At 43.9% G+C, this 26,777-nt stretch carries 26 protein-coding genes; 21 read left to right on the forward strand and 5 right to left on the reverse strand.

What is annotated here, in order from left to right; translation table 11 throughout:
- The first annotated feature begins 81 nt into the window (after positions 1 to 81).
- The 8 genes from acs (at position 82) to OKX56_RS10585 (ending at position 11,149) form a co-directional block, all read left to right on the forward strand.
- Positions 82 to 2,013: an acetate--CoA ligase gene (gene acs / locus OKX56_RS10550; protein ID WP_015042446.1), complete on the forward strand. Its 1,932-nt coding sequence runs from the start codon at positions 82 to 84 to the stop codon at positions 2,011 to 2,013.
- Positions 2,014 to 2,286: 273 nt separating this feature from the next.
- On the forward strand, positions 2,287 to 2,763 hold the full coding sequence (locus tag OKX56_RS10555) for a hypothetical protein (RefSeq protein WP_019225769.1): 477 nt from the start codon (positions 2,287 to 2,289) through the stop codon (positions 2,761 to 2,763).
- A gap of 217 nt (positions 2,764 to 2,980) precedes the next feature.
- The gene (locus OKX56_RS10560; protein WP_176714397.1) at positions 2,981 to 3,496 is read left to right on the forward strand and encodes a CYTH domain-containing protein; all 516 of its coding nucleotides are present in this window, start codon (positions 2,981 to 2,983) and stop codon (positions 3,494 to 3,496) included.
- Between the two features lie 144 nt (positions 3,497 to 3,640).
- Positions 3,641 to 5,440 carry an oligoendopeptidase F gene (gene pepF, locus OKX56_RS10565; protein WP_019225771.1) on the forward strand — a complete coding sequence of 600 codons (1,800 nt, stop codon included), beginning with the start codon at positions 3,641 to 3,643 and terminating at the stop codon, positions 5,438 to 5,440.
- 14 nt (positions 5,441 to 5,454) lie between these two features.
- Positions 5,455 to 6,306: an Mrp/NBP35 family ATP-binding protein gene (locus OKX56_RS10570; protein ID WP_015042450.1), complete on the forward strand. Its 852-nt coding sequence runs from the start codon at positions 5,455 to 5,457 to the stop codon at positions 6,304 to 6,306.
- 111 nt (positions 6,307 to 6,417) lie between these two features.
- Complete coding sequence (locus OKX56_RS10575; protein WP_015042451.1) at positions 6,418 to 7,671, forward strand: adenosylhomocysteinase; 1,254 nt, start codon at positions 6,418 to 6,420, stop codon at positions 7,669 to 7,671.
- Positions 7,664 to 8,290, forward strand: a complete 627-nt coding sequence (locus tag OKX56_RS10580) for a GNAT family N-acetyltransferase (RefSeq protein ID WP_019225774.1) — start codon at positions 7,664 to 7,666, stop codon at positions 8,288 to 8,290. Before OKX56_RS10575 ends, OKX56_RS10580 begins: the two co-directional genes overlap by 8 nt.
- Positions 8,291 to 9,499: 1,209 nt before the next feature.
- Positions 9,500 to 11,149 carry an HD domain-containing phosphohydrolase gene (locus OKX56_RS10585; protein WP_019225775.1) on the forward strand — a complete coding sequence of 550 codons (1,650 nt, stop codon included), beginning with the start codon at positions 9,500 to 9,502 and terminating at the stop codon, positions 11,147 to 11,149.
- Positions 11,150 to 11,283: 134 nt separating this feature from the next.
- On the opposite strand, the gene OKX56_RS10590 is transcribed toward OKX56_RS10585, so the two are convergent.
- From OKX56_RS10590 to uvrC, 3 genes are all read right to left on the reverse strand, one after another.
- Positions 11,284 to 11,700 carry a bactofilin family protein gene (locus tag OKX56_RS10590; RefSeq protein ID WP_019225776.1) on the reverse strand — a complete coding sequence of 139 codons (417 nt, stop codon included), beginning with the start codon at positions 11,698 to 11,700 and terminating at the stop codon, positions 11,284 to 11,286.
- Between the two features lie 18 nt (positions 11,701 to 11,718).
- Positions 11,719 to 12,612, reverse strand: coding sequence for a M23 family metallopeptidase (locus OKX56_RS10595; protein ID WP_019225777.1), 894 nt, complete (start codon positions 12,610 to 12,612; stop codon positions 11,719 to 11,721).
- Between the two features lie 179 nt (positions 12,613 to 12,791).
- Positions 12,792 to 14,549, reverse strand: a complete 1,758-nt coding sequence (uvrC, locus tag OKX56_RS10600; RefSeq protein WP_019225778.1) for an excinuclease ABC subunit UvrC — start codon at positions 14,547 to 14,549, stop codon at positions 12,792 to 12,794.
- 98 nt (positions 14,550 to 14,647) lie between these two features.
- On the opposite strand from uvrC, the gene OKX56_RS10605 reads away from it, so the two are divergent.
- Positions 14,648 to 15,163 (forward strand): hypothetical protein, encoded by a 516-nt coding sequence (locus OKX56_RS10605; protein ID WP_019225779.1) that lies wholly within the window; start codon positions 14,648 to 14,650, stop codon positions 15,161 to 15,163.
- 3 nt (positions 15,164 to 15,166) lie between these two features.
- On the opposite strand, the gene OKX56_RS10610 is transcribed toward OKX56_RS10605, so the two are convergent.
- Entirely contained in the window at positions 15,167 to 15,610 is a 444-nt protein-coding gene (locus OKX56_RS10610; RefSeq protein ID WP_019225780.1) for a DMT family transporter, read from the reverse strand.
- A gap of 146 nt (positions 15,611 to 15,756) precedes the next feature.
- Between OKX56_RS10610 and OKX56_RS10615 the strand changes: the two genes are divergently transcribed.
- The 5 genes from OKX56_RS10615 (at position 15,757) to OKX56_RS10635 (ending at position 19,381) form a co-directional block, all read left to right on the forward strand.
- Positions 15,757 to 16,113 (forward strand): hypothetical protein, encoded by a 357-nt coding sequence (locus tag OKX56_RS10615; protein WP_015042459.1) that lies wholly within the window; start codon positions 15,757 to 15,759, stop codon positions 16,111 to 16,113.
- Positions 16,114 to 16,312: 199 nt separating this feature from the next.
- Positions 16,313 to 16,798, forward strand: coding sequence for a metallophosphoesterase family protein (locus OKX56_RS10620; RefSeq protein WP_015042461.1), 486 nt, complete (start codon positions 16,313 to 16,315; stop codon positions 16,796 to 16,798).
- 46 nt (positions 16,799 to 16,844) lie between these two features.
- Positions 16,845 to 17,501: a DUF2103 domain-containing protein gene (locus OKX56_RS10625; protein ID WP_019225781.1), complete on the forward strand. Its 657-nt coding sequence runs from the start codon at positions 16,845 to 16,847 to the stop codon at positions 17,499 to 17,501.
- Between the two features lie 88 nt (positions 17,502 to 17,589).
- A complete protein-coding gene (locus tag OKX56_RS10630; RefSeq protein ID WP_019225782.1) occupies positions 17,590 to 18,195 on the forward strand; it encodes an FMN-dependent NADH-azoreductase in 606 nt (201 codons plus the stop codon).
- Positions 18,196 to 18,541: 346 nt separating this feature from the next.
- A complete protein-coding gene (locus OKX56_RS10635; RefSeq protein WP_034362097.1) occupies positions 18,542 to 19,381 on the forward strand; it encodes a GGDEF domain-containing protein in 840 nt (279 codons plus the stop codon).
- A 151-nt stretch (positions 19,382 to 19,532) separates the two neighbouring features.
- On the opposite strand, the gene OKX56_RS10640 is transcribed toward OKX56_RS10635, so the two are convergent.
- The gene (locus OKX56_RS10640; protein WP_287896392.1) at positions 19,533 to 20,825 is read right to left on the reverse strand and encodes a replication-associated recombination protein A; all 1,293 of its coding nucleotides are present in this window, start codon (positions 20,823 to 20,825) and stop codon (positions 19,533 to 19,535) included.
- A gap of 209 nt (positions 20,826 to 21,034) precedes the next feature.
- Here OKX56_RS10640 and OKX56_RS10645 point away from each other — a divergent pair, with 209 nt between their 5' ends.
- The 7 genes from OKX56_RS10645 to OKX56_RS10675 all read left to right on the forward strand — a co-directional run bounded on the left by OKX56_RS10645 (position 21,035) and on the right by OKX56_RS10675 (position 26,325).
- Positions 21,035 to 21,478: an RrF2 family transcriptional regulator gene (locus OKX56_RS10645; RefSeq protein WP_015042466.1), complete on the forward strand. Its 444-nt coding sequence runs from the start codon at positions 21,035 to 21,037 to the stop codon at positions 21,476 to 21,478.
- Between the two features lie 75 nt (positions 21,479 to 21,553).
- Positions 21,554 to 22,723, forward strand: a complete 1,170-nt coding sequence (gene nifS, locus OKX56_RS10650; RefSeq protein WP_015042467.1) for a cysteine desulfurase NifS — start codon at positions 21,554 to 21,556, stop codon at positions 22,721 to 22,723.
- A gap of 70 nt (positions 22,724 to 22,793) precedes the next feature.
- Entirely contained in the window at positions 22,794 to 23,168 is a 375-nt protein-coding gene (gene nifU, locus OKX56_RS10655; protein WP_015042468.1) for a Fe-S cluster assembly scaffold protein NifU, read from the forward strand.
- 21 nt (positions 23,169 to 23,189) lie between these two features.
- The gene (gene mnmA / locus OKX56_RS10660) at positions 23,190 to 24,257 is read left to right on the forward strand and encodes a tRNA 2-thiouridine(34) synthase MnmA (RefSeq protein WP_015042469.1); all 1,068 of its coding nucleotides are present in this window, start codon (positions 23,190 to 23,192) and stop codon (positions 24,255 to 24,257) included.
- Between the two features lie 155 nt (positions 24,258 to 24,412).
- Entirely contained in the window at positions 24,413 to 24,877 is a 465-nt protein-coding gene (locus tag OKX56_RS10665) for a PRC-barrel domain-containing protein (protein ID WP_015042470.1), read from the forward strand.
- The gene (locus OKX56_RS10670; RefSeq protein WP_015042471.1) at positions 24,874 to 25,077 is read left to right on the forward strand and encodes a YrzR-like zinc ribbon domain; all 204 of its coding nucleotides are present in this window, start codon (positions 24,874 to 24,876) and stop codon (positions 25,075 to 25,077) included. The genes OKX56_RS10665 and OKX56_RS10670 overlap by 4 nt, the downstream gene beginning before the upstream one ends.
- 198 nt (positions 25,078 to 25,275) lie before the next feature.
- Entirely contained in the window at positions 25,276 to 26,325 is a 1,050-nt protein-coding gene (locus tag OKX56_RS10675) for an AI-2E family transporter (protein ID WP_015042472.1), read from the forward strand.
- Positions 26,326 to 26,777 lie beyond the last annotated feature (452 nt).

Raw genomic sequence — 26,777 nt, forward strand, 5'->3', positions numbered from 1 at the left:
AGCAGACGATTCGGGCAGCCGGTTATGATATGATGAAAAAAATAAAAAATTATCGTTGGGTCGGTAAGGAGGAAAAACGAGATGTCCAAAGAGATTACCCAAAGTTCAGAAAATAAACACGTCTTTCAGAGTTCAGCGGAATTCAGGAAAGATGCCCTCATTTCCGACCCGGGCATTTATCAAAAGGCAGAAGACAGACTGGCTTTTTGGGAAGAGAGGGCTTCAACGCTTAGTTGGTTCAAAAAATGGGATACTGTTCTGGAGTGGAATCCGCCATTTGCCAAATGGTTTAACGGCGGTAAACTCAATGCGTCTTACAATTGTTTGGATCGGCATTTAGCCGGGCCCCGGGCGGATAAAAATGCCATTGTTTTTGAAGGCGAAAATGGTGATACCCAAATGCTCACCTATAGGGAGCTGCATCATGAAGTCAGCAAATTTGCGGGGGTACTTCGCTCTCTCGGTGTGAAAAAGGGGGATGTTGTCACTATCTATTTGCCGATGATTACGGAAGCAGTCGTTGCCATGATGGCCTGCTCCAGAATCGGAGCGCCGCACAGTGTGGTCTTCGGCGGATTCAGCGCTGAGGCCATTCGGGACAGAATCAATGATGCTAAATCGAAGATTGTGATTACGGCTGATGCCGGCTATCGCCGCGGAAAGGTTCTTCCGCTCAAAGAAAATGTCGATGAGGCTCTGAAAGGTGTCGCGGAAATCGATAAAGTCATCGTGGTCAGACGGGTAGGCCTAGATAATGCCGTACAAGGAGAAAGAGATGTCTGGTATCATGAGCTGATGAAGGATGCTGCAGCCGATTGTCCGGCTGAAGAAATGGATGCGGAAGATATTTTGTTCATCCTATATACGAGCGGCACCACCGGAAAGCCTAAAGGCGTTGTGCATACGACCGGAGGTTATCTGACAGGGGTTTCGACGACCCATCAGTATGTTTTTGATCTGAAGGAAAACGATATTTACTGGTGTACGGCGGATATCGGCTGGATCACAGGCCACAGCTATCTGGTATATGGACCGCTGGCCAACGGTGCGACGATATTCCTCTTTGAAGGAACGCCTGACTACCCTGCGAAGGACAGATACTGGGAACTGATTGAAAAGTACGGGGTAACCATTCTGTATACCGCGCCTACGGCAATCAGGACCTTTATGAAATGGGGAGAAAGCTATCCCCAGAAAAGAAACTTGACTAGCCTAAGGCTCCTCGGGACGGTTGGAGAACCGATCAATCCTGAAGCCTGGTTATGGTATCACAAGCATATCGGCGGAGAAAGATGCCCGATCGTCGATACTTGGTGGCAGACTGAAACAGGAATGATTATGATTTCAGCTCTGCCAGGAGTAACCGACATGAAGCCTGGCTCCTGTTCTGTGCCTTTCCCGGGTGTCAAAGTCGAAATATTGAACAGATCCGGACAGCCGGTTCAAAACGGAGAGGTTGGATTCGTTGCGATCACGGAACCCTGGCCGGCAATGCTCAGAACGGTTTATGGTGATGACAAGCGCTATAAGGATACCTACTGGGGTACATGGCCAGACAGATACTTTGCCGGGGACGGGGCCAAAGTCGATGAAGACGGTTATTTCTGGATTATCGGCAGAGTCGATGATGTCATCAATGTTTCTGGGCATCGAATCGGTACGGCAGAAGTTGAAAGCGCCCTTGTTGAGCATCCGGCTGTGGCAGAGGCTGCCTGCATCGGTAAAAGCCATGAAGTTAAAGGGCAGGCAATCGCAGCTTTCGTCACTCTCCGTGAAGGGGTTGCAGCTAGGGAAGACCTGGTGAACGAACTTAAGAATCATGTTGCGGCCAAAATCGGGGCAATAGCCAGACCTGATGAAATTCATCTTACGGAAGAATTGCCAAAAACCCGCAGTGGAAAAATTATCCGCAGAATTTTGAGGGACATCGCTGAAGGGCGGGCAATCGGTGATACAACGACCCTTGCCGATGCCTCAGCAGTTGAAGCGCTGCAGCAGATTGGGAAGCAGTAAGAGAGCAGGTATTAAGATTAAGCATTACGAGCAGGTACAAATGTTCCGGCTAAAATAAGCAAGGAGCACCCGCTGCTGTCATAAACAGTCAGGAGGTGCTCTTTGCTTTGTATGCCTTATGAACATCAATTGCTTTCTTAATTGGACAATGATTGGTCATGTCATAGATTTTTGTTTCCTGATATACAACATTTTGGACTGTCATTTGCATAATAATTCCGAAAAGCAGGAATGATTAATATCAGCATTCTCTTCAGTAAAGGAGCACGTTTTATGGCTGTAAAATTTATTCCGATGGTCTATACATTTATTTTTGTATTGACTATGGTTGCCGTTGTTCCGAGAGCAGAAATTCGAAGACTATCGATCTACGGAATCATATTCGGGGCTATATTTGATGTTATTGCGGCGGGCATCGGCTATTTCACCGGATTGTTCGGGTATATCAATTACCAGGAGTTCGGGATAATGGCAGTGCATTTTTTTGCTCCGATATCCTGGGCAGTATTTTATGTTATATACTTCTATTTATTACCTAAGAAAAATATTTACCGCTATGTTTATGTCTTATCCGGGATATTTTACAGCGTGATGTTTTCTCAGGTGATCTCAAAACTGGGAATTATAAATACGGGTCCGCTGGTTTATCCCATCATCCTCTTTATTATCTGGTTCCCATTGGCGACGTGGGGTTATTTGAAACTTGTTGATTACGATAAAAAACCAGGAGCTAAAACAGAAGACACTTGATCAAAATTTCAACCTTATTATTAGATTAAAGATAGATAATAAATTAAATAGACTTATATAGACCTTGGAAAATTTAAGGTATAATGAAGCTTATAAAATAAATTTGCAATAGTACCATGTCAACCCTAAATTCATATACTGTCAGCAGATTTCTCGTAATACCGCCTTGTCTTACCAAGAAATCTGCTCGCCATTTATTGTAATTTTAGGGGTTATTATGGTACTCGTATGGGAGTTGGGGATATTGGGACTGGAGATTGAGCGCAAGTACCTTGTTCATCAGCATCTTCTGCCGGAACTGAAGAAAGGGGAACGGATGATTCAAGGTTATCTTTCGGAAAAACCATCGGTCAGGTTCAGAATCAAGGGAAATCAAATGATGTTGACAATCAAGGATTATTATACGAAAAACAGGCGGTTCGAGTTGGAGACTCCGGCCAAGGAAGTAACGGAGGATGAGGTTCGGAAGCTTATGTCCTTGGCAATAAGCCCGCCCATCATTAAGACGAGATATACAGTGAAGAGCGGTCAGGGAATAATCTGGGAGATTGATGTTTATGAAGAGGAAAATACCGGCTTGATTACGGTGGATGCAGAAATTCCGCAGGAAGATTATCCGCTGGAATTTCCGGAATGGGTTGCCGGTGACCGTGAAATAACCGGCGAGAAGCGCTACACAAATCTTAATCTTGGCAGGAAGCCTTATACAACATGGGCAGATTTAGCCGAATAAAAAGATACCAACCTGTCGTTTACACAGACTGGTATTCTTGTTATTAAGGGCAAACAATTAGTATTAATTTGCTCAACAAATTAGTAATTTTTTCTTTTACTGTGTATAATATTTCGAGAAGATCAATTATTTGGAGGGATCAGTTTGTCAGAGACGTTACGTTCAAGGGAAGAAATCCCGCAGGAATATAAATGGAGACTCGAAGATATTTTTGCCAGTGATCAGGACTGGGAGACAATGTTTAGCGAAACAGAAAAGATGATTGGGCTTTCCGCAAAATATCAGGGACAGCTTGCCGGCGGTGCGGACATTTTTGTTGAATGTATGGAATGGGCAGACCGTTTCAGCCTGAACCTGGAAGAACTGTTTACGTACGCCCGGATGAGAAGGGATGAAGATAACCGGATTTCCCGTTACCAGGGGATGACAGACCGGGCGACAATGCTTTCAGTACAGGCCGGAAGCGCCTTGTCCTTTATTGTTCCGGAAATCCTGGCTATTCCGGATGAACGCTTTAGTGAGATTCGTCAGGATGAGAGATTGCAGATTTATCATCATTACCTGGAAAATATCTTGAGACAAAAACAACATGTCTTGAGTCTGGCCGAGGAAAAAATCCTGGCTGAAACAGGCGAACTGGCTTCAGCACCAAGCACGATTTTCAGCATGGCCAACGATGCGGATCTGAAAATCGGTCCGATCAAGGATGAAGAAGGCCGGGAAATTGAACTGACCAAGGGAAATTTTATCCGGTATATGGAAAGCAAAGACCGTAGAGTCAGACAGGATGCGTTTACGACGATGTATGCGGCTTACGGCAAACAAATAAACTCCTGGGCGGCAATGCTCGGAGCGAGTGTCAAGGCCGATGTTTTTTATGCAAGGGTCAGACACTATGATTCTGCGATTCAAAGCGCTCTTGACGACGACAAAGTGCCACTTTCCGTTTACGACGCGCTGATACAGACAGTTCATGACTATTTGCCGCAGTTCCAGCGGTATATCCAGCTGCGCAAAAAAGTCCTCGGCGTTACTGAGTTGCATATGTATGATATTTATGTTCCTTTCGTCCCTGAAATGGATACGCATATTCCGTTTGAGGAAGCGAAATCCATTGCACGCGAAGGGCTGAAACCTTTGGGAGAAGAGTATCTGGACATTCTGGACGAAGGATTTCGTTCCGGCTGGATCGATATCTATGAGAATATCGGCAAAACAAGCGGAGGCTACTCCTGGGGCACGTACAGCTCCCATCCTTATGTTTTGCTGAATCATCAGAATACGCTGGATTCCCTGTTTACGCTGGCCCATGAAATGGGGCATTCCCTGCACACGTATTTATCAAATAAAAACCAGACGCATCTTTATGCAGGATATAAAATATTTGTGGCCGAGGTTGCGTCCACACTGAACGAATCCCTGGTTATGCGTCATATGATCAATGCCTCGAATGACAGTAAAATGAAGGCCTATCTGATTAATCATTATCTGGAACAATTCAGGGGAACCGTGTTCAGGCAGACCATGTTCGCAGAGTTTGAAAAGGAAATACATGCTGCAGCCGAACGGAATGAATCCCTCACGGCGGACTACCTGTCCGAAATTTACCGGGACCTGAACTTGAAATATTTTGGGTCAGACATTGTCTTGGATGAACAGATCAATATGGAATGGACACGGATTCCGCATTTTTATAATGCTTTCTATGTTTATAAGTATGCGACAGGATTTTCAGCAGCGACGGCTCTCGCTCAGCAAATCGTGCAGGAAGGGGAACCTGCTGTACAGCGGTATCTGGCGTTTTTGTCCAGCGGAGGCTCAGATTATCCGATCGAACTTCTGCGCCAAGCCGGAGTCGATATGGAAAAACCGGAACCGGTTAAGCAGGCACTGGATGTTTTTGTGGAGCTGCTCGATCAGCTGGAAAAACTTGTAAGCGAATAATGGAGGTAAAAAAGGTGAGTAGTCCATGCAGCAGTTGTTCAACAGCTTCAACCTGCTCCGGCAGCTGCTCCTCAGTTCCGGAACTTACTGAAGCTCAAAAATTAAGTAATATTAAAAATGTTGTCGCAGTCATGAGCGGCAAGGGTGGAGTCGGGAAATCCTCTGTAACGAGCATGCTTGCTGTAAGCCTGATGCGTCAGGGCTATAAAGTCGGCATTCTCGATGCGGATATCACAGGACCCAGCATTCCGAAGATTTTTGGTCTCAAAGACAAAGCAAGTGCCGCTGAAAAGGGGATTATGCCGGTCGAATCCATGAGTGGCATCAAGATTGTTTCTCTGAATCTTATGCTCGAAAATGAGGATGATCCTGTGATTTGGAGAGGTCCGGTCATTTCCCAACTGGTGAAACAGTTCTGGACGGATGTGATCTGGGGAGAACTTGATTACCTGCTGATTGACTTGCCTCCGGGAACCGGTGATGTGCCGATCTCCGTATTGCAGTCTATTCCGGTGGATGGTTTGGTTATTGTCACAAGTCCTCAGCAGCTCGCTAACATGGTTGTCCGTAAAGCCATAAAAATGGCCACCATGTATAAAGCTACTTTTTATGGACTTGTTGAAAATATGGCTTATATTGAATGCCCGGACTGCAACAAGCGCATTGAGATATTCGGCAAACCGGCTGGAGAGAAGGAAGCTGCGGCGAATGAAATTCCTTATCTCGGCCAATTGCCGATTGATCCAAGACTGACAGCGCTTTCCGATGAAGGGCAAGTTGAAGAATATCAGTCGGCGCTGTTTGATGTAATTGCTCAAAAAGTTGCTGCCTGCAGCAAGGAAAAAAGTCCGAAAGAAACAGCATAAGTACGCAAGCAAGACTGTACAATCAGGTCCTGAAAAGGAGCCTGATTTTCTTCTGAAGCAGTCTGACTTTTAGAACAAATACGTGTATAATAAAGCGGAGGAGGTGCTAAGATGAACGAAGTTTCTACCATTCGAGATATTAGGCTGGCTGCTGACGGACAACGAAAAATAGACTGGGTAAAACAGTACATGCCGGTGTTGAATTCACTTCGGGATCAATATATTCAAGAGCGCCCGTTTGCAGGGAAAAAAATTGTCATCTGCCTTCATTTGGAAGCAAAAACCGCATACCTGGCCTTGACAATTCAGGCGGGAGGCGGGGAAGTTGCTGTGGTCGCCAGCAATCCGCTTTCTACGCAGGATGATGTGGTAGCGGCTCTGGTCGAAAACGGCATCAGGGCTCATGCCTGGCACGGTGCGACAGATGAGGAGTATAAAGTGCATATCAACAAGGCCCTCGATTTTGGGCCTGATTATATCATTGATGACGGTGGGGATCTCGTTTCAACAATTCATACCTGCCGGCGGGAATTGATTGGCCAGGTTAGAGGTGGAGCGGAGGAGACCACAACAGGTATTCTCAGATTAAAAGCCATGTCCAGGGAAGGAAAGCTTGAATTTCCGATGATGGCCGTCAATGATGCCAGAAGCAAGTATTTATTTGACAACCGATATGGAACGGGTCAATCCGTCTGGGATGCGATTCTGCGGACAACCAATCTGGTCGTTGCAGGAAAAACGGTTTGTATCGTTGGTTATGGATGGTGCGGCAAAGGTGTGGCATTAAGAGCCAGAGGGCTTGGGGCGAAAATCATTATCTGTGAAGTTGACCCGGTTAAAGCCAATGAGGCCTGGATGGACGGATACGAGGTCATGCCGATGAAGGAAGCCGCTTCTATGGCAGATTACTTTATTACCGTGACTGGCAATAAAAATGTCATTACAAAAGATCATTTTGCACGGATGAAGAATGGTGCAATCCTGGCGAACGCCGGTCATTTTGATGTGGAAATCTCTAAGCAGGACCTGAGTCTTCTGGCTGTTTCCAAAAGAAAGGTCCGCCCCAACACTGAAGAATTTACCCTTGAAGACGGGAGAAAAATCTTCTTGCTTGCTGAAGGCAGACTGGTGAATTTAGCTGCAGGAGACGGCCACCCGGTGGAAGTAATGGATACGTCTTTTGCGTTGCAGGCTTTGGCCCTCGAATATCTGGTAAAAAACCAGGGGCTTGAGAACAAAGTTTTTAATGTTCCGGAACAACTGGACAATAAGGTTGCGCTGATGAAGCTTCATTCACTTGGACTGCAAATTGACAGCCTGACATCGGATCAGGCGGAATACCTAGCAGGGTGGGTAAATGAATAAAGAGGAATGGATCAACATTACCTGTACTATCCAGACTTCGAAAGGGGAACTGCTGATATCCGGGGTGACATCTCCGGATATCTTGGAAAAGCTTGAAATTGACCAGCAATTAAAAGCTTTCCGTCCGGCTGCCAAACAAAAAAAAGCCATTGTTGAGATCAGCTGTCTTCCACAGGGAAAAGTCGTCTCAGCCCAAATCAATGGGGAGCTGGTCGGCTATATTACGTTTCATCCGCCGGATGAATTTGAACGGTGGTCATCCGGACAAGACAAAGTTCTGGAGCTCGGAGCGATTGAAGTGTCTCCGCGCTACCGCAATTATGGGGTAGCCCGCAGGATGCTGGAAGCTGCTTTCGGTGACGAAAAAATGGAAGACTATATTGTGATTGCAACAGAATATTACTGGCACTGGGATTTGGATGGAACAAACCTGCCGATTTGGGAATACAGGGAAATGATGCGCCGTCTGATGACGCATACGGATCTGCTTATTAAAGATACGGACGATGAGGAAATCACATCTCATCCAGCCAATATGCTGATGGTTCGCTATGGGAAAAATATCACAAAAAAAATGATACATAATTTTGATCGACTTTTATTTTTAAACGGCAAATAATGGTGTGGTTTTTGGTCGGCAATATAGACTGTTTTGGCCGAATTTAGCCGAAAATAATCAACTGACGGAAATAGACGATTCTTTAATCAACGAACGTTCAGTTATCTGCGGTATGAATTCGCTTTATAGTACATCCGGCTTTTGCAAAAAATACGGATTATGTATAAAATGATATGGAAGCTATATGTATAAAATGATGTGGAAGCTAATAAAAATGAACTAGTGAAAACTAATTATATCTTAGTTTCAGATGTGTAAGGTTCCTTTGGATCATGGAGCGTTATTCTAGTGCATGAAACGGTCATTCGAGGGCGGGCCTAAGAATCCGCTAAGGGCATACCGATGAAGTTCCTGGTGGTGGCTTGGGACGCCCAGTCGTGGGCTGCTGCTGGGAGTTAAGGACAGAGGGGGATCCGCAATGGCATGTGGGCGCTACCCTTTATCCGTGGAGGCCCAGGTACGTGGTTTGAAACATAGCTACGGCTTGGGGATGAACCTGCATTAGGAAGGAACTTAGTGCAGTGTAGCCTGCCTTGAGGTGGAAAAGTTGGAAAGGCGATGATTGGTTAACTGGTGTTGGCAAACATCCGTTATACCTGCCGGAAATTCTTTTCTGCAAAAGAGGCTAGGGTGACCGGGAGTGTTAAGGAAAACTTCTAGAGCGTTTTATTGAGAAGGATTGAAGTGCGGACTAAGTGGCGATCAAGTTCTGAGAAATGGCAACATTTCAGACCAGGAGGAAGGGGAAACCGCCCTTGCAGGAAACCAAAGGGATCCTGGTGGGAAAACCTACTTGACCTAAGCCGCAACATTTACTTCTCGATATCCTACAATCCAAGGGACTACCATCAAAAGTGGTATGTAAGATAAGGTTCTGTATTGTAGGGATAACCCCCTAAATAAGAGTAACTCCAAACCTATAAGATGCTGTTAATAGTTTTATACTGTTGGCAGTATCTTTTTGTAAATTTAGGGGTTTATATCGTGTCCCCAACCGCTTTTCGGCTATTGACCATTCATGGAGCTTTAAATAAATATTTAGTAATAAAAATATTTTGAAAAACAAAATTTTTCTTGAGTAAAATGTTTTATAATAGTATAATTAAGAACAAATAAGAATTTTTTAAATTTAAAATGACGATCATTTGGTAGCCGATTTACACTTCTTCTAAAATTATAAAACTTCTTTTAGAAAGTGAGTAAGCATTTTTGCATACACATTTGGCTGTTGAAAAAAGGAATTTAATAAATTCATTAAAAAACAGACTCATATATGAACAATTGCTAAATAAAGTTTCTCTTATTACTCTTGAAGATAGTGATATAGACGATTGCATAAATAAAAGTCTTCAAGTTCTTGGAGAAACTCTATTAGTTAGTCGAGCCTATTTATTAGAACCTTATCAAGAAACAAATATAAATAATAATTTTGTATGGGTTTCGCCCGGTATCGTGCACGAAAAAAATAATCTTCATGATATGTCGGAATGTTTTACACCTTGGTTACTAAATCAAGTGGAAAATAATAAAATAATATGTTTTTCAGACATTGAAGATATTCCCGATGAGATGACAAAAAAAATAATACTTAACCAAAGGATAAAATCTCTTTTTATTATCCCGTTATTTGTTAAAAATATATACTACGGTTGTTTAGGTTTTGATGTATGGGGAAATTATCGTGAATGGCTGGAAGTTGATGTTAACTTTCTCCAGTCTATTGCTAGAATTCTTTGTTCAACTATTGCAAATGATATGGCGAAAAAAAGCATGAATTTCGAACGTATTCAATACTGTACTATGTTTGATAGCATCAATGCGGGAATTTACGTTTCGGATATAGAAAACTACAAAATACTTTATGCAAATAAATTTATTAAAGATATTTATGGTAGAGAACCGATAGGAGAGTTATGCTATAAGGTCTTGCATAATAAAGATTATCCATGTATTTTTTGTACAAATCAAATTATAAAAGAAACCAAGGACAAACCATATATCTGGGAACATTATAATACTTTTGTAAATAAATATTTTGAAATTACCAATAAGATAATCCGTTGGAGGGACGGCAGGGATGTTCGCTTTGAATATATGTGTGAAATGTCAAAGTATAAGCAAGTGCAAACGGAATTATTAATGGAAAAGGAAGCAATTAAGTCATTGGAAGCAAAACTAAAAAAAACCAATGAGAAATTACAAATCCTTTCACAATCTACAATTACAGCATTGAGTGAACTGTTAGAACAAAAGGACTCATATACGGCTTCTCATCAAACAAATGTTGCTAATTTGTCTTGTGCTATAGCCAAAGAAATGAAATTACCGGAGGAACAAATTAAAGGAATAAAAGTAGCTGCACTACTACATGATATTGGAAAGATAGCTATACCTTTAGATATACTTAATAAACCTCGTAATTTAACAGATAATGAATTCAATTTAATCAAAGAGCATGTTCAGAATGGTTTTGAAGTTATTAAGACCTTAGACTTTTCCTGGCCAATTGCTAAAATAATTTTACAGCATCATGAAAGAATGAATGGCTCTGGGTACCCAAATGGTTTACGAAATAATGAAATACTTATAGAAGCAAAGATATTAGCTGTTGCGGATACGATAGATGCGATGTCTTCTCATAGACCTTATAGACCTGCCCGTGGTTTAGGAGAAGCAATGGCTGAAGTATTAAAACATAGTAATGTTTTATATGATAGTGAGGTAGTCAAAGCTTGTTTGTCAGTACTTATGAAAGAAAATAAAAAAAATAAAGTTATAACTCAAAAAAATTTTCAATATGCCTCTAACCATAGCGAAATTAATAAAATAAATAAAAATATCGTATGTTATAATATCTAAGAACTTAGACCTCAAGAAGATATGTTATTGGACGAAAAAATTCCTCATATTTGACACAGAGCTAAAAAAGGAGTTTTGCTGGGCTGCTGTTACAGCATTCCTGCAAAACTCCGAATCCGAATATGCATTGTTTCTTAGGACTTTTTTTCAGGGGAAGCATCATCGCGATGATCTATACTGTCAGAGACGATCGAACTTGTGCCGACAAAGATGGCGCCCTGGTCGATCTTAAGCTGTTTGGCGGTGATGTCCCCGTAGAGGCGGGAGGTAGGGCTTAATTCCAACAGGTCTCCGACCTTAATGTTCCCACAGACAACGCCCGTAATCGTTGCTGTAGCAGCAGAAATATTGGCTTTTACTGAGGCAGACTGACCGATGATTAAGTCGCCCCCGACTTCAACAGTGCCTTCGAGCTTGCCGTCTATCCGAATATTGCCGCTCGATACCAAAGACCCCTTGAGCTCACAGTCTTCGGCAATGTATGTAATATTTGTGTTCGTGCTGATATTGCGGATAACCGGTTTTATGTCGTTTTCTTTTTTACTAAACATGCTTAGCCGCTCCTTTTTTTATTGCGCTTCGGTATAGGTAGTAAAGACTGTCGGATCAACGAGTTCGCCGTCAACATAGGCCTGGTAGTGAAGGTGGCTGCCGGTGCTCCGGCCGGAATTTCCGCTGTACGCGACAATCTCGCCTTTCTGAACCGTGTCTCCGACTTTGACTGTCAGTTTGGAATTATGGGCATAAAACGTTACAACGCCATAGCCGTGGTCAATCTGCACCCTTCGTCCCCAATAACCGTCATAGCCTGCATAAGTGACGGTCCCGGCAGCAACCGCCTGGACAGGTGTGCCATAATCGCAGGCAATATCAATACCGGAATGAAATTCACTGCTCCAGCCGCCAAAAGGATTGCGGCGATAGCCAAAAGGTGAGGAGATCGGGCCATTGACCGGAAGAATATTCGGTGTCCGGTTCAGCTTGTCTTTGTATTCTACGGAAGCATCATAATACTCCTGCAGGGTTTCCACATGAGAATTGAGCAGATTTGAAGCCTGATCAAGGCTTTCCGGCTCGGAATATGACTGTACGGAGTAACTGCCGCGGCTGACTTCCGTCGTACTTTTCTGCTGGATTTTAAGAATGCCGGCAATTTTAGATTCCAGTGAGGAGATGGTTAACAAGTTCTGATTGATTTCGGATGTCTTTTCATTTAATCTAGCGATTTCCAGATCCTTGGCCTGCAACTGATCTTCAAGCTTATCGACATAGGCAATTTTTTGCTGATAAACATTGATGTAATGAGCCTGGTAAATGTCATAAGCAAAAAGTCCCGTAAAAAAGATACCCAGTGCAGCTGAGCTGGTAACAATCATTTTTTTCGCTTTGACAGAAAACTGAATCTGCCGGGGTGCTTTGTCGTGGTCAGGGTGGATAATAATAATTGAGTATTTGTGCTTCAAAATATCACTCCTGAATAAGACACAAAAAACGAAAATATATTATATTTTCGCGTTTTTGTGAGTCATTAATCCATTTTCTAGGATATACGTCTTTGACTGTCTTGTCAAGGCAGGAAGAAAAATCAAACAAACATCAAAGAAAATTTTTAACAAGATATAAAATAATATCATACCTGTTTTTACGTATGGTGAAAGTGGTTATAGACTTCTTGGGCGGCCACTGCCGACAAACCGGACTTAATAAATTCTTCAGGTGCAGCATTTTTGATCGCATCCAAAGAATCAAAAGTTCTGAGGAGCATTCTTTTTCGTTTTGGCCCGATTCCGGGGATACCATCCAGCTCCGATGCGGTCATGTTTTTAATCCGCTGCTGCCTGTGGAAAGTGATCGCAAAACGGTGCACTTCGTCCTGGATTCGCTGGATCAGATAAAACACCTCGATTCTGGTGTCAATAGAAAGCTCACGGCCTGCTTGATTGATCAGACTGCGCGTTTCGTGCCGGTCGTTTTTAACCATACCGGCAACCGGAATGGTCAAGCGGAGCTCCTTCAGAGCATCAAGTGCGGCTTTGACTTGTCCTTTTCCGCCATCAACCAGAATCAGATCCGGCATTGCGGATTCTTCTCTCTGCAGACGGGAATAACGGCGCCCGATAATATGCTTGAGGTAGGCAGTATCATCATTGTTGTTCGCGAGCGGAGCAATATTAAATTTGCGGTAGTTTGCCCGAAAGGGTTTTCCGGCTTTAAACTGAACCATACCCCCGACAATATTGCTGCCGAACAGTCCAGAAATATCGAAGGCTTCGATCGTATCGGCCTGAGCGATTCCGAGAAGTTTACATAATCCTGTCATCGTTTTCTGAATCTCTTCATTTTTGTCTTTTTCCAGGTCCATTTTTTCTTTCAGAACAGTCTCAGCATTCGAGGCGGCCATTGCCAGAAGTTGTTTGGTTTTACCTTTTTTAGGTATGGTCAGAGGAAGGATGTCCATGACTGCGGTCGATTGGATTTCAGGAATACAAATCTCATCCGGAATGACCATCTCGTCCGTATAGTACTGTATCAGAAATGAAAGAAATGATTCTTCCGGTTCATCGTAGTAGGCAAAGAAGAAACTGTCCCGGGTAACCAGTTTACCCTGACGAAAACAAAAAACCTGAATATTCATTAGCTCTTCATTAAACGCGTAGGCCACGATATCGCGGTTTCGCAAATCACTTAGCGTAATATTTTGTTTTTCACTGATGGTTTTCAGGTCTTGAATCAGATCCCGGTATTCTCTGGCTGCCTCAAACTGCAGCGCTTCGGCGGCTTTGGTCATTTTTCCTTCCAGCCAGTTGATGATGCTTTTTTGATTGCCGCGGAGGAACATGGTGGCTTTATCGAGGACCTCCTGATATTGTTCAGGCTCAATAGGATGGATACACGGACCGAGACATTGTCCAATATGATAATAAAGACAGGATTTGGCAGGGATCTGACTGCATTTGCGGAAAGGAAGCAGCCGGTTCAGCAGGCGGGCAGTTTCTCTGGCCGCTGTTGCATTGGGATAGGGACCGAAATATTTGCCGGCTTTTTTGGAAAATTTACGGGTGACAATAATCCGGGGGTGTTTTTCGGATGTTATTAATATATACGGATAAGATTTATCATCCTTCAGCATAATGTTATAGTACGGGTCGTGTTTTTTGATGAGGTTGCATTCGAGCAGGAGAGCCTCAACCTCAGAAGATGTCAGGATATATTCAAAGTCGGTAATTTCACTGACAAGTTTTTGGGTCTTCTGATCATGGGACCCTGTAAAATAAGACCTTACCCGGTTTTTCAGCACCTTGGCTTTGCCAACGTAAATAATCTTACCAGTAGCATTTTTCATCAAATAAACGCCAGGATTATCCGGCAGCAATTTCAGTTTCTTTTGCAGCAAATCCATCAAAATTTTTCACCTCAGTTAAATTGTAGGGGGAATATTTAAAAGATGCAACGTCATATTCTCCAATAAATGGACGTATATTTTCTTGGGGTGGTATTATGCGCAGCAACGCCTGGGGACGTCCTCCTCAAAATGATATCTGGGGCGATATTAAAGTGCTTGCATTATGGATATTCATCGTTGGTATTGTCGGATATTTGCTATTCCCGGATTTTTTTCATAATGTTTACGATCAGCTAACCTCCGCAACTGCAAATACTGAAGAAATAGGCGAAATTACGCTGCCAACATCAAGTGAGGTTAAGGATACCACAACAACAGGGGATGGGACGGATACAAATAGTGTCTATAATTCCATCTATACTGGGGACAGTGAAATCTCAGACGGATACTGGGCGTTGTTTGTCGGCGATAACGAGTTTCAGCAACTTTCTTTGTCGACAGAGAGCTATGCGTATATTATAAGGCTTATCGATGGAGATCGGAAAGGGGAAGCAACAAAAATATTACTGCTTTCCGCTAATGGCAATATTCACAAATACGTGGTCACGGAAGAAGTTTATAATATCCTCTTGAATTTAAATATGATCAATGGCCGTTCCGGAACAATCTAGTATTTATTTAAACAGCAGCTTTGCCCCACCGACAAAAAGTGCAAGACCCAGCAACTGCCACGGATTCCAACTTATTCTTTGGACCCCGAAAAGCCCAAAGTGATCAATAATGACCGCAAGGCCGACTTGTCCAAGGATAATGGCCGTCGTGGCATTGCATACGCCAATTCTGGATATCGTTATGGCGACTAAGGCAACGATTCCGACACTTAACGCTCCTCCCAAATAGAGATACCAAGGGATTTGCAGCCATTTATGCCCAAACATAGGTACTTTCCAAGCCAATACGGCCAGAAGGGCAATCAAACTGCCAATGATGTGTACGATCAGCGTCGAAGAAAGCAAAGAAGTTTTTTGCGTCAGCTGTGAATTCAGCGTTCCCTGCACGGCCATTGCAGCTCCGGAGATTGCTGCCAGAACAGCAGGCAGCGAAAAAAATTTTAACATACTCTAACCTCCACTAAATTGGCACATATATTAAAATAAAGATTTGATGTTGGGCAAGAACACCAAGTCAGTAAAAAATATAGTAGTATTTGTTCCGTCTTACAGGGAAAAATGTTGATAAGCAGCTAATGAAAAGAGGTGGCAGAATGAATATAGATCCTGAAATGGTCAGAAGGGCGCAGATGTTGCTTACTTTAGATCATTCTTTGCCTCAGGTTAAAGAGATTCTTTTACGGGAAGGTTATTCGGATGATCAAGTGGCTGATCTGATAGATGCGACAGAAGAAGTACTCAATTATTTTGTTCCGCCTGTGTTTGACGACAATAAAATCGCGATAGATATCCGCCATTCCAATAAAGACCTTGACGGTGATCCGAGCCCCGATCTGCTTGTAGACCGATTCAGCGGCAAGATAGAGCTGCTTACTCCTCATTTGCAGGAAACCTGGAGGGTTGCCAACGAAATTCGCAAAACCTTAAAATGTCAATGCCAGTATTTATAACGTTCTATAACAATGAAGAGAACAGAGATGAATGTCTCTGTTTATTTTTACATATTGTCTGTTAAATTATGTAGACAGCTATTGGCAAATCAGCAATTATTCATTACTATTATATAAATACGAAATTAACCAAATAATCCGAAAAGTATTAAATGTGGAACATGTATCCAAAGCAGTCTGACAGAACGGGAGGAAAGAAATGAAAATTGCCATTCTTTCTGATACACATATTCGCTATGGACGGAAACTCCCATCATTTGTCTGGAATGTTTTAAGTGAGGTTGATACAATTATTCATGCAGGAGATGTTGTGACGAAGAGTCTAATCGAGGAACTGGATTTGATTGCACCGGTCATTGCAGTCAGAGGAAACTGTGACTGGTTAATGGAAGAGCTGCCGGAGAAAATCATAGCCAAACTAGGTTCTCTAAGGATTGGTGTTACGCATGGTTATCTTGGATCAGGAAAGAATACCCCGGAAAGGGCTTACAATTTCTTTTCGGGAGAAGATGTAGATATGATTATCTTTGGACACAGCCATATACCTTATAAAAATGTCTATGAAGGGGTATTGCTGTTCAATCCTGGATCTCCAACAGAAAGAAGAGGACAGCCACAGTTTTCGATGGGCTTATTAAACTTAAGTGAAAAAGGAAATTTTGATATCCAGCATCTGTTTTTTTAATCTGTTTTTTAATTATTTTGTCCGTCGCGCAGCTTGAGGTTATCATATGAAATTTCGCCGCAATAAAATTAAAAGGGAACACAGTATCATTACCGGCGCCCTGGACTGGCTGGAGGATTTGAGTAAGCGCCGCGAAATCACAGACATTATTCCCGGGGTGATTGATGTAACCAATACCAGGGAACGCGGTGCGACCTATCAATACGAGACACCGACCGGATGTAAGATCCTACTGAAAAATGGTGGATCTGTTCAGGAGGCCTTTATCGTTACCCGGAGCCCTGAGGTAGTCAAGGAATGGGCGGCAAAGCTCATGGAAGAAATCAATTATTTTCAAGCTGCGCTCGAAGAGACCCGGGATGCCCTCCCACAGAAAGATCACCAGAAAACGGAAACTCGGGCTGCCAAACAAAAAGCTCCGGTCCGGACAAAGTCGGCAAATGGATCAGTCCGGGAAACTTCAGAAACCTTTCTCAGCAGCAGGGACGCTCTGCTTGCCGGGATTAAAGAAGATTATCAGCTCGTGGAAATCAATCGGGGTCTTCGGGATTCCTATGTTGAAAGCCTTGCCAGCATGGGAGATCTGGAAGATCCTAAATTGGAAGACGCTTTGCAGCCGGAGATACGCCAGGCGCTGGAGAAACTGCAGGAGAAGCTCCAGGGTAAGGGAAAAATTCGGCAAAAGCAGCCAAAGCGAAGATGATTGTTTTGGTTTGAAATGGCAGTCATAGCTTTATCAAAAATGACTAAAACTATTTGAAGATTGTCAATGATTATGGAGGATAAAAATTATGGCTAAAGTACTGTATATTAAAGCAAATCCCAAGCCGGACGAGCAGTCGAGGACGTTTCGCCTTTCAGGGAGTTTTATCACCGCCTACAGGCAAAACAATCCTGGTGATGAGATTATTACCCACGATCTCTACCAGGAAGGTGTCAAGCCGCTGTCTGCAGAGGATCTACAATCTGTTTTTGGTCCAAAGGACGCGGATTCCGTCAATCATCCCGTTTTAAAGTATGCTTATGAGTTCAAGGCCAGTGATAAAATCATTATCGCTGCTCCAATGTGGAATCTTAGTTTTCCATCCATTCTCAAATGTTATCTGGATTATATTACGGTCACCGGGATTACCTTTCATTACACCGAACAAGGCCCCGTGGGCTTATGCCAGGGAAAAAAAGCTGTTCATATCGTAACCCGGGGCGGCGCTTATTCGGAAGGAGCAGGCGGTGCTTATGAAATGGGTGACAGGTATTTAAGAACAATTTTCGGTTTTCTGGGCATCACCGACTTTACAACAATCGCTGCGGAACAACTTGATGTTATCGGATTTGATGCGCAGGGAGAACTCTCCCAAAAAATGCAGGAAGCCGAAGAAAAAGCCAGAACATTTTAAGCTAGATACTGGTATTAATTAAATAAATATACGAATGACCCGGCTCTTCCGGGGTATTGTTCTGTCTTGATGCTCAGATGAATCATTTTGGAAAAAATTCCAAAATTAGGATTGTTATCCTAAAAATATCATGTTATGATTTTCAATATGACTGGTATTAATTTAAAAAAGAATAGAGATGGGGTTAGTGAAGGAAACGAATCTTAAGCAGGGGTTTTATCTAGTCCTGTTAAAGGCCATGATACTGCTATCAGCGTTTTCTATTATTGGAAATCTTGCCGTAGGCTACCCATTAAGCCTCAATATTAAATGGATTTTTTTACTCGTTTTAGCAGTATGCAGTTTATTGTATGAAAGACATAGAGGTTTTTCCGAGCGCAGCAAATTTTTGTTTTTTTTGGTTCTGACAGGGATTGTTCTGCCTTTTGGTTTTATCGATGCCGGAGGAAGTGACAGCTTTACGATTGCGTATGTATTTTTTCTCTTGATTGTCGCCAGTTACATTCTGGACGGCTGGTATCGCAATACAATTATCGCTGTGATTATTCTGGCTTTTATCGGTGTCCACACTTACGCCCATTATTTCCCGGAGAGAATACCCGTACTGGATCCCGGCAGTTTTTTCGTGGACCAGCTGATTCAGGTTCCAATTGTCCTGTTTTTGAGTTTCTTAGTTGTACGCTATTTTGCTGACGCTTACTACCAGACGAATCGAAGGCTCATGCAACTCGCTCATTTTGATGAGCTGACAGGGCTGCTGAACCGAAGAAATTTTAATGATATCCTGCAGAAACAGTTTGAATCCGGAAATCACAACGGTCATTTGATCATGCTTGATGTCGATAATTTTAAGATGATTAATGATAAAGAAGGACATCTAGCAGGAGACGATGGACTGAAACATTTGGGGGCTATTTTAAGGCGGCATTTTGATAATGGGAAAAATATGATCAGCCGTTGGGGCGGCGATGAGTTTATTGTTGTTTATTTTGGTGAAAGCGGACACGTGGAGACGGTTTTGGAACAAGTCAAAACAGAATTTAAAGACTATGTGAAAAATATTGAACCGATGGTCGACCTTAGTTTCGGGATTGCCCCGTTGCAGGGATGCCAGACCCCGAATGATGTACTGGCAAAAGCGGATGAGGTCATGTATGAAAAGAAAAGAGAAAAGAAGAACAGTTAGCCTGATTTTCTTTTCTTAGAGATTATCGATGTACACTTGTGCTAAAAGACAGCGAGGTGTGCGTTTTTTTTGCTCGGATTTTTAATTGTTGCCAACTATTTGTCATTGACATGAAAGAAAAATTATTTTTCTCACAGATTAGGTAAGTTTATTAAGTCGGTTTTCCTCTGTTCTTGTCTATCCCGCGACCGGTCGGATCAAAGAATTTTGCTCCCTTGGCTTCTTCGGGCAGGTAGTCCTGTTCGACCCAGTTGCCCGGATAAGCATGCGGGTAAAGATAGTCTAAACCATGGCCAAACTTCTTGGCGCCGGGATAAGAGGCATCTTTCAGATGCAGCGGCACTTGGCCGGCTTTGTTTGCTTTGACGTATTCCTGAGCCTGATTGATCGCCGCAACAACAGAATTGCTTTTCGGAGCAGTCGCAATAGCCAGGACAGCTTGTGCCATCGGTATTCTGGCTTCAGGCAGGCCAACCCACTCTAAGGCATTGGCTGCGGCATGGGCCTGGAGCATGACTGACGGATCAGCAAGGCCGACGTCCTCGGAAGCATGCACGATGATCCTGCGCATGATGAACCGCGGGTCCTCGCCGGATTCCAGCAGAACAGCAAACCAATACAGGGCCGCATCAGGATCGGACCCGCGCATACTTTTGATCATCGCCGAAATCATGTCGTAATGGTTGTCACCGTTTTTGTCAAAACGAAAGTGTCTTTCCTGAACGGACTCTATGGCGGTTTCCAGATCAATCCTGCGGATCCCGTCTTCAGGAGCTGTGGTCAGAACTGCGAGTTCGAGCGCATTTAATGCCCGGCGCAAATCTCCGCCGGCGAAATCCACCCAATGCTGAAATGCTTCTGCTGTAATCTCTGTATGGTAATTACCAAGACCTCGCTCATTGTCCTTCAAGGCATTCTCAAGCCCCAGACGGAGTTCATGTTCTGAAAGAAGATTCAGTCTGAAAATCGTGGAACGGCTTAAAAGGGCGGAGTTGATTTCAAAGTAAGGGTTTTCAGTGGTTGCTCCGATAAAGGTGATCATACCGCGTTCAATAGCCGGGAGTAGAACATCTTGCTGGCCTTTGTTGAAACGGTGGACTTCATCGCAGAACACAAGCGTCTTCTGCTGATAAAGATGCAGCCTTTCCTCGGCTTTTTCCAGGATATCTCTGAGTTCTTTGACGCCGGAAGAAACAGCATTGATCCGGATAAAATTCGAGGTCGTTTTATTAGCGATGACCTGAGCCAGGGATGTTTTACCTGTTCCAGGCGGACCGTATAAAATGATCGATGTCACCCGGTCTGCTTCAATGGCGCGGCGCAGAAGTTTGCCGGGGCCAAGAATTCCCTGTTGGCCGATAAATTCTTCGAGGGTACGGGGACGCATTCTGTCGGCCAGGGGAGCAACTTTGCCGGAGTCAAAAGCAGCCGAAAAAAGATTCATTTTCTTTTTCCTCCAAAATTATTCTTGCAGATATACTTGATCATTGATAAACCAATAATAAAAAGGAAATGTTATGAAAGATGAATCCATTATAACAAATAAAATTGCAAAAGAATAACCAGAATGCTTATTGACAAATTCCGATTGGTTTAGTAGGATATAAGCGTACTGACGAAGGGTAACATTTTGCATGGCATGAGGTGAATTGCGTGAGATTTTCTACCAGGGGCAGATATGGCGTACAAATCATGGTTGATTTAGCCCAGCACGCGGCTGATGGTCCGGTTTCCCTGAAGTCTGTCGCTGACAGGCAGAAACTATCTGAGCATTATCTGGAACAGCTCGTTCCTGAGCTGCGTAAGGCAGGGCTGGTTAGAAGCATCCGGGGGCCCCAGGGCGGGTATGAACTGGCCAAGCGCCCTGAACAAATCAATATCGGTGATGTGATCAGGGTACTGGAAGGGCCGATCGCACCAGTCGAGTGCGTTACCCAGTCGGAAGAAGACTGCTGCCAAAAAACAGATTTCTGCGTAACGCGGGAAGTATGGGTGAAAGTTAGGGATTCCATCAACGGTGTCGTTGATTCCATTTCTTTGGCTGATTTACTAAAAGAGGCAGGTAGCGGCGGAGAAAACTTGGGATTTCTTCAATAGATGTCTGAGATGATGATTTTGCTACGATCTGTCAGATAATTGTCGACAGATAAGAGCTGCTTAATGGAGGATAAGATGAAACGAATATATTTGGATCATAGTGCCACAACGCCGGTTGACCCGCAGGTGGCAGAATTAATGATGGTGTACTTTACAGAGTACTACGGAAACCCATCCAGCGTACATTCCTTTGGAAGACAAGTTCATAAGGCCATCGACGAAGCCAGAGAACAGGTTGCATCTCTGATTGGAGCAAATCCTTCGGAGATTACCTTTACCAGCGGCGGAACGGAAGCTGATAACCTGGCCATTCAGGGTGCCGCCAGAACAAGAGCAAAAAAAGGCACTCACCTGATTACTTCGGCGATTGAGCATCATGCTGTTCTGGATACTTTTAAATACCTGGCTAAAAACGGCTACGAAATAACCATTGTGCCGGTCGATGAGGAAGGCTTGGTAAGTGTTCAGGATATAGAAAAAGCAATCCGTCCGGACACGATTTTAATCAGTATTATGCACGCCAACAACGAGGTCGGGTCGATTCAGCCTGTCGCTGAAATAGGCCGAATTGCCAGGGAAAAAGGGATCCTGTTCCATGTCGATGCCGTCCAGTCTCTTGGAAAATTGCCAATCGATGTAAATCAGATGAATGTTGACCTGTTAACGATATCGAGCCATAAAATCTATGGCCCGAAAGGGGCCGGAGCTTTATACATCCGCAAAGGCGTCAGGATTTCTTCGCTTGTTTTTGGCGGTTCGCAGGAGAGAAAAGTCCGTTCCGGTACGGAAAACGCTCCGGGGATCATTGGTTTTGGCAAAGCCTGTGAGCTGGCCGGACAAAGGATGGCAGACGAGAATATTGAACTGGTCAGACTCCGTGATAAATTATTCGACGGAATCCTCGCCAGCATTGATCGTGTCAAGGTGAACGGCCCGCGTGGCGCCAAGCGTCTTCCGAACAATGTCAATATCAGCATTAATTTCATTGAAGGAGAATCACTGCTCTTAAGTCTCGATTTGGTTGGCATCGCCGGTTCCAGCGGTTCGGCCTGTACTTCGGGATCTTTGGATCCTTCGCATGTTTTACTGGCCATGGGTTTAAGCCACGAGGTTGCCCATGGTTCTCTGAGGCTCTCGCTTGGCAGACAGAATACGGATGAAGAGATCGATTATGTGTTACAGGAGCTTCCGAAGATCGTGCAGCGCTTAAGAGAAATGTCTCCTTTATATCATAAAGCAATTTGAACTAGCTTAAAGCAAATAGATTGTTCCTCAAAGCAAGCTGAAAGACAGAAATAAGACAGGAGTGAATCAGATGTATTCAGAAAAAGTAATCGATCATTTTACGAATCCCCGCAACGTAGGTGAAATTGAAAATGCAAATGGCGTTGGGCAAGTCGGCAACGCCAAGTGCGGCGACATTATGCGGATTTCAATGGTTGTTGAAAACGATATTATCAAAGATATCAAGTTTAAGACATTTGGCTGCGGGGCTGCGGTAGCGACCAGTAGTATGGTTACGGAAATGGTCAAAGGCAAAAGCGTGAATGAAGCCCTGGATATTTCGAATGCTGCTGTTGCCGAAGCCCTTGGAGGTTTGCCTGAAGCCAAGCTGCACTGTTCCAATCTTGCCGCAGATGCTGTTCATGAAGCTATCAAAGACTACATCCAGAAAAAGACCAAGGTCTGAGGAAGGATGAAGGTTAAACGTATGAAAGTTGCTGTTGGAATGAGTGGCGGCGTGGATAGTTCCACCGCCGTTGCTTTACTTCAAGAAAATGGTCATGAGGTGATCGGAGTCACCATTGTGACCCATGAAGGCGGACTTGCTGAAACTGCTGCGCTGGAAGCAGCTGAGCAGCTCAGGATACCGCTGCATGTGCTTGATTTCCGGACGGTTTTTAAACAGGAAGTCATTGATTCTTTTGCAGAGAGCTACTACAGAGGGGAAACGCCAAATCCGTGTGTGCTGTGTAACCGGAAAATCAAATTCGGAGAATTGCTGAAACAGTCGCGCGGACTTGGTGCCGACTATCTTGCGACCGGTCATTACGTTCGGAAAATGGTTGACGAAACTTCAGGCCGCTGGCTGATTCAAACCGGACTGGACGCGAAAAAAGACCAGAGTTATGTGTTATACTCCTTAAGCCAGGAGCAGATTGCCCATGCACTTTTCCCGCTTGGTGATTATACGAAAGAACAGGTCAGGGACTTGGCGAGGAACAGAAAATTGACAGCTGCTGACAGCAGTGAGAGTCAGGAAATCTGTTTTATTCCTGACGACAACTATGCGGAATATATTAGGGCGGCAATGGGCAAAGATTCTGAACCAGGTGATTTCACGGATTTCTCCGGCCGCATTATCGGCAGACACAGGGGATTGATCCATTATACGGTCGGACAGCGCAAGGGATTAGGGGTAACATTTGGTAAACCAATGTTTGTGGCTTCGATTGACCCGGTTGGCAACAGGGTAATACTTGGAGAAGGAAATGATCTCTATACCGATATTCTCTGGGCGACAGGTCTGAACTGGATTGCCCTGGAAAGGCTGTCCGGCCCCTTGAAGGTGCAGGCGAAGATTCGTTACAAGGCGAATCCTGCAGCAGCTGTTCTTTATCCTGAAAATAATCTTGTCAGGGTTCAGTTTGAGACCCCGCAGCGGGCAGTTACTCCCGGTCAGTCGGTTGTGTTCTATGACGGGCCGACGGTGTTGGGAGGAGGGGTCATTGTATCGGATAAGTGCGGAATCCGCCAAGATCTTCTTAAGGCAGAATAAGAAGTGATTGCCGAAGGGCTGACCCGTGCGAAATACTTCTTTCAGCGATATTTCAGTTTTATGTCATAATATAGAATGCAATATTGCTGAAAGGAATATTATCCCGATATTCCGGCAATAATACCGGATATAATCCTAAGGCAAATGAGGGAATTATGCGGAGGATGAGAGATATTGTCCGGCTTCCGGTGATTGATTTGAATTCCGGGGAACGTCTGGGCTGGGTAAAAGATATCCTATATAATGAAAAAGACAATACGGTTTCCGGCGTCATCGTGGAAAAAGATTCTCTGCTCACGCACCCGCTGGAAGACATGAGCAGAGATGATATCGTATCTTTCGGCAAGGATTCCCTTGCTGTTAAAAACCCAGAAGGGAAAAAGATTTCAGGTGCATCCTGGTCTCAGAAAGTCGGAAACAAGGTTTTTAATGGAGAAGGCGATATCAAAGGAACGATAGGCGATATCTATGTGGACAACACAGTCCAAAAAGTACTTGGTTATGAAATATCAGACGGTCTTTTTGCGGATTTGATGAAGGGCAGGGAGGCTGTATTTGAGGAAAACATTCTTTGCGAGAGCCAGGATGTTGTTGTGATTGAAGGAGGTTCATTGTCATGATTTGCCCGGTTTGCGGGGGACGACAGACCGGAAAGGTCGGTGTGGAACAATACTATTGCTGGGACTGTTTTATTGAATTCAACAGTCATACCGATCAGGTAGTCGTATTTGATTTGGAAGAAGATGGGACACTGGTAGCGTGGGAAGATTTCTTCCTTGAAAGCGAGCAGATCGTTCAGGCTCAGGCAGCTGCTGAATGACGCCGAATTGCTATGTCTAGAGTTCTTCATACCGTGCATGCGTAGAATAGAGTTGGCGCTTCGCTTATACCATGGATGGCAAGTAGCGGCAAGGCCAAGAAGCTAAGGCCACGGCCTGTCCATCGGGGGTTGGGATTTTCAAATTCATTTTGAAAAGACCGCCCTTTATTTGTCTTAAAACATAACTGGGAGGCGAGTATGGGACAGACCAAGCTGCGTTGGATTTTTGGCATCTTGTTGGTTATAGCAGGTTTCCTGCTGTTTATGAAAGTTAAAAAGATTGCTTTTTCTTTTGCAGCAGGCGCCGTTATAGCCTATCTTTTAAGTCCCATGGTCAATTGGCTCGAAAAAAAAGGCCTGCGCCGACGGTGGGCAATTGCCTTGATTTTCCTTTGGATTGTGGTTTTGCTTGCTGTGCTGTTTTTGTTGCTGCTGCCCACGTTTTACCTGGAGCTTGGAAGACTGTCCGTCGTACTTCCAGAGAGGCTGGAAGTCATTTACCATTATGTACAAACCGGGAAAAGTGTTTACCCGCAAAATATCCTGCCTGAAGAGCTCAGCAGATTAATGGATAAAAAACTGATTCAGGGGCAATCCTATCTGACCGGCTGGCTGGAAAAGGTCATGGAAAATATTCCGGCTTTGCTTTCTTCCATCGGATTAATGGTTCTTTCTCCAATTCTGGCCATCTATTTTTTGACGGACTGGAGAAAAATCACGGACGGGGTTTTAATGCTTGTTCCTGGCAGGATGAGGGAGCAGTGGCACAAGGTATTACAGGAAATTGATTATGTGATCAAACGGTATATCCAGGGCAATATGATTGATGCGGTCATCGTCGGCCTTCTGATCGGCATAGGGATTAAGCTCATCGGTATGGAATATGCGCTGATTATCGGGATCATTTGCGGAATTACCAATCTGATCCCGTATTTTGGTCCGATCTTAGGCGGCATACCGTCAATTTTACTGGGCTTAAGCAGATCCCCTCTGATGGCTGTAAAAGTCACCCTGGTAATCTTCATCGTCCAACAGCTGGACAGCAATCTGATTAATCCGCGTCTGATGAGCAACAAAATCGGTCTTCATCCGCTCTGGGTTGTTTTTGCTCTTTTGGCCGGCGGGGAAATCGGCGGTTTGCTCGGAATGCTTTTTGCAGTTCCACTGGCAGCGGTCCTGCGTATTATAATCAGAAATATTTATTATTATCTGATTGCACCGCGAGATCTGAAGTCAACGAAGAATTAAGTAGGATTTGCGGCTATCAGGTCTGTTGACAGGCAACTTCTCTTTTGGCTATACTTATTTTAGTGTATCAGAAAGTGTAAGTATTTTCTGAACCAGCTAAGTGCAACGAAAGCTGCCGCCTGTGCCAAAGAGGCTTGGTGCCAGCCAGGTTTTCTTATGTCTTAGCAAGATTTGCCTTTGCTATTCTGTAATAAATATAAGCTTAAGTACCATGTCAATCCTAAATCTGATATATCCTGTCGGCAGATTTCTCACAATACGGTGTTGTCGTTGATCGCCGTTATGTTATCATTTTAGAGTTGACAAGGCACGAGGAGCCTTCCATATAAGTCCTTCGGTAATATGTCAAGACCCTAAGCGAGTCAATTTTTCAGTAAGTTAATAATCAGTGGGTAAAAAAGACAATAAGAAACCATCTCATTCCCAAAAAGATATGGGAAAAAGTTACAAAA

The organism is Dehalobacter sp. (genome assembly GCF_030063005.1).
Lineage (GTDB): Bacteria > Bacillota > Desulfitobacteriia > Desulfitobacteriales > Syntrophobotulaceae > Dehalobacter > Dehalobacter restrictus.

Bases quoted from the DNA above. Each gene is read 5' to 3' on its own strand.
- acs (WP_015042446.1), top strand. From the start codon at position 82: ATGTCCAAAGAGATTACCCAAAGTTCAGAAAATAAACACGTCTTTCAG.
- OKX56_RS10555 (WP_019225769.1), top strand. From the start codon at position 2,287: ATGGCTGTAAAATTTATTCCGATGGTCTATACATTTATTTTTGTATTG.
- OKX56_RS10560 (WP_176714397.1), top strand. From the start codon at position 2,981: ATGGTACTCGTATGGGAGTTGGGGATATTGGGACTGGAGATTGAGCGC.
- OKX56_RS10575 (WP_015042451.1), top strand. From the start codon at position 6,418: ATGAACGAAGTTTCTACCATTCGAGATATTAGGCTGGCTGCTGACGGA.
- OKX56_RS10580 (WP_019225774.1), top strand. From the start codon at position 7,664: ATGAATAAAGAGGAATGGATCAACATTACCTGTACTATCCAGACTTCG.
- OKX56_RS10590 (WP_019225776.1), bottom strand. From the start codon at position 11,700: ATGTTTAGTAAAAAAGAAAACGACATAAAACCGGTTATCCGCAATATC.
- uvrC (WP_019225778.1), bottom strand. From the start codon at position 14,549: ATGGATTTGCTGCAAAAGAAACTGAAATTGCTGCCGGATAATCCTGGC.
- OKX56_RS10605 (WP_019225779.1), top strand. From the start codon at position 14,648: ATGCGCAGCAACGCCTGGGGACGTCCTCCTCAAAATGATATCTGGGGC.
- OKX56_RS10610 (WP_019225780.1), bottom strand. From the start codon at position 15,610: ATGTTAAAATTTTTTTCGCTGCCTGCTGTTCTGGCAGCAATCTCCGGA.
- OKX56_RS10615 (WP_015042459.1), top strand. From the start codon at position 15,757: ATGAATATAGATCCTGAAATGGTCAGAAGGGCGCAGATGTTGCTTACT.
- OKX56_RS10620 (WP_015042461.1), top strand. From the start codon at position 16,313: ATGAAAATTGCCATTCTTTCTGATACACATATTCGCTATGGACGGAAA.
- OKX56_RS10625 (WP_019225781.1), top strand. From the start codon at position 16,845: ATGAAATTTCGCCGCAATAAAATTAAAAGGGAACACAGTATCATTACC.
- OKX56_RS10630 (WP_019225782.1), top strand. From the start codon at position 17,590: ATGGCTAAAGTACTGTATATTAAAGCAAATCCCAAGCCGGACGAGCAG.
- OKX56_RS10640 (WP_287896392.1), bottom strand. From the start codon at position 20,825: ATGAATCTTTTTTCGGCTGCTTTTGACTCCGGCAAAGTTGCTCCCCTG.
- nifS (WP_015042467.1), top strand. From the start codon at position 21,554: ATGAAACGAATATATTTGGATCATAGTGCCACAACGCCGGTTGACCCG.
- nifU (WP_015042468.1), top strand. From the start codon at position 22,794: ATGTATTCAGAAAAAGTAATCGATCATTTTACGAATCCCCGCAACGTA.
- mnmA (WP_015042469.1), top strand. From the start codon at position 23,190: ATGAAAGTTGCTGTTGGAATGAGTGGCGGCGTGGATAGTTCCACCGCC.
- OKX56_RS10665 (WP_015042470.1), top strand. From the start codon at position 24,413: ATGCGGAGGATGAGAGATATTGTCCGGCTTCCGGTGATTGATTTGAAT.
- OKX56_RS10670 (WP_015042471.1), top strand. From the start codon at position 24,874: ATGATTTGCCCGGTTTGCGGGGGACGACAGACCGGAAAGGTCGGTGTG.
- OKX56_RS10675 (WP_015042472.1), top strand. From the start codon at position 25,276: ATGGGACAGACCAAGCTGCGTTGGATTTTTGGCATCTTGTTGGTTATA.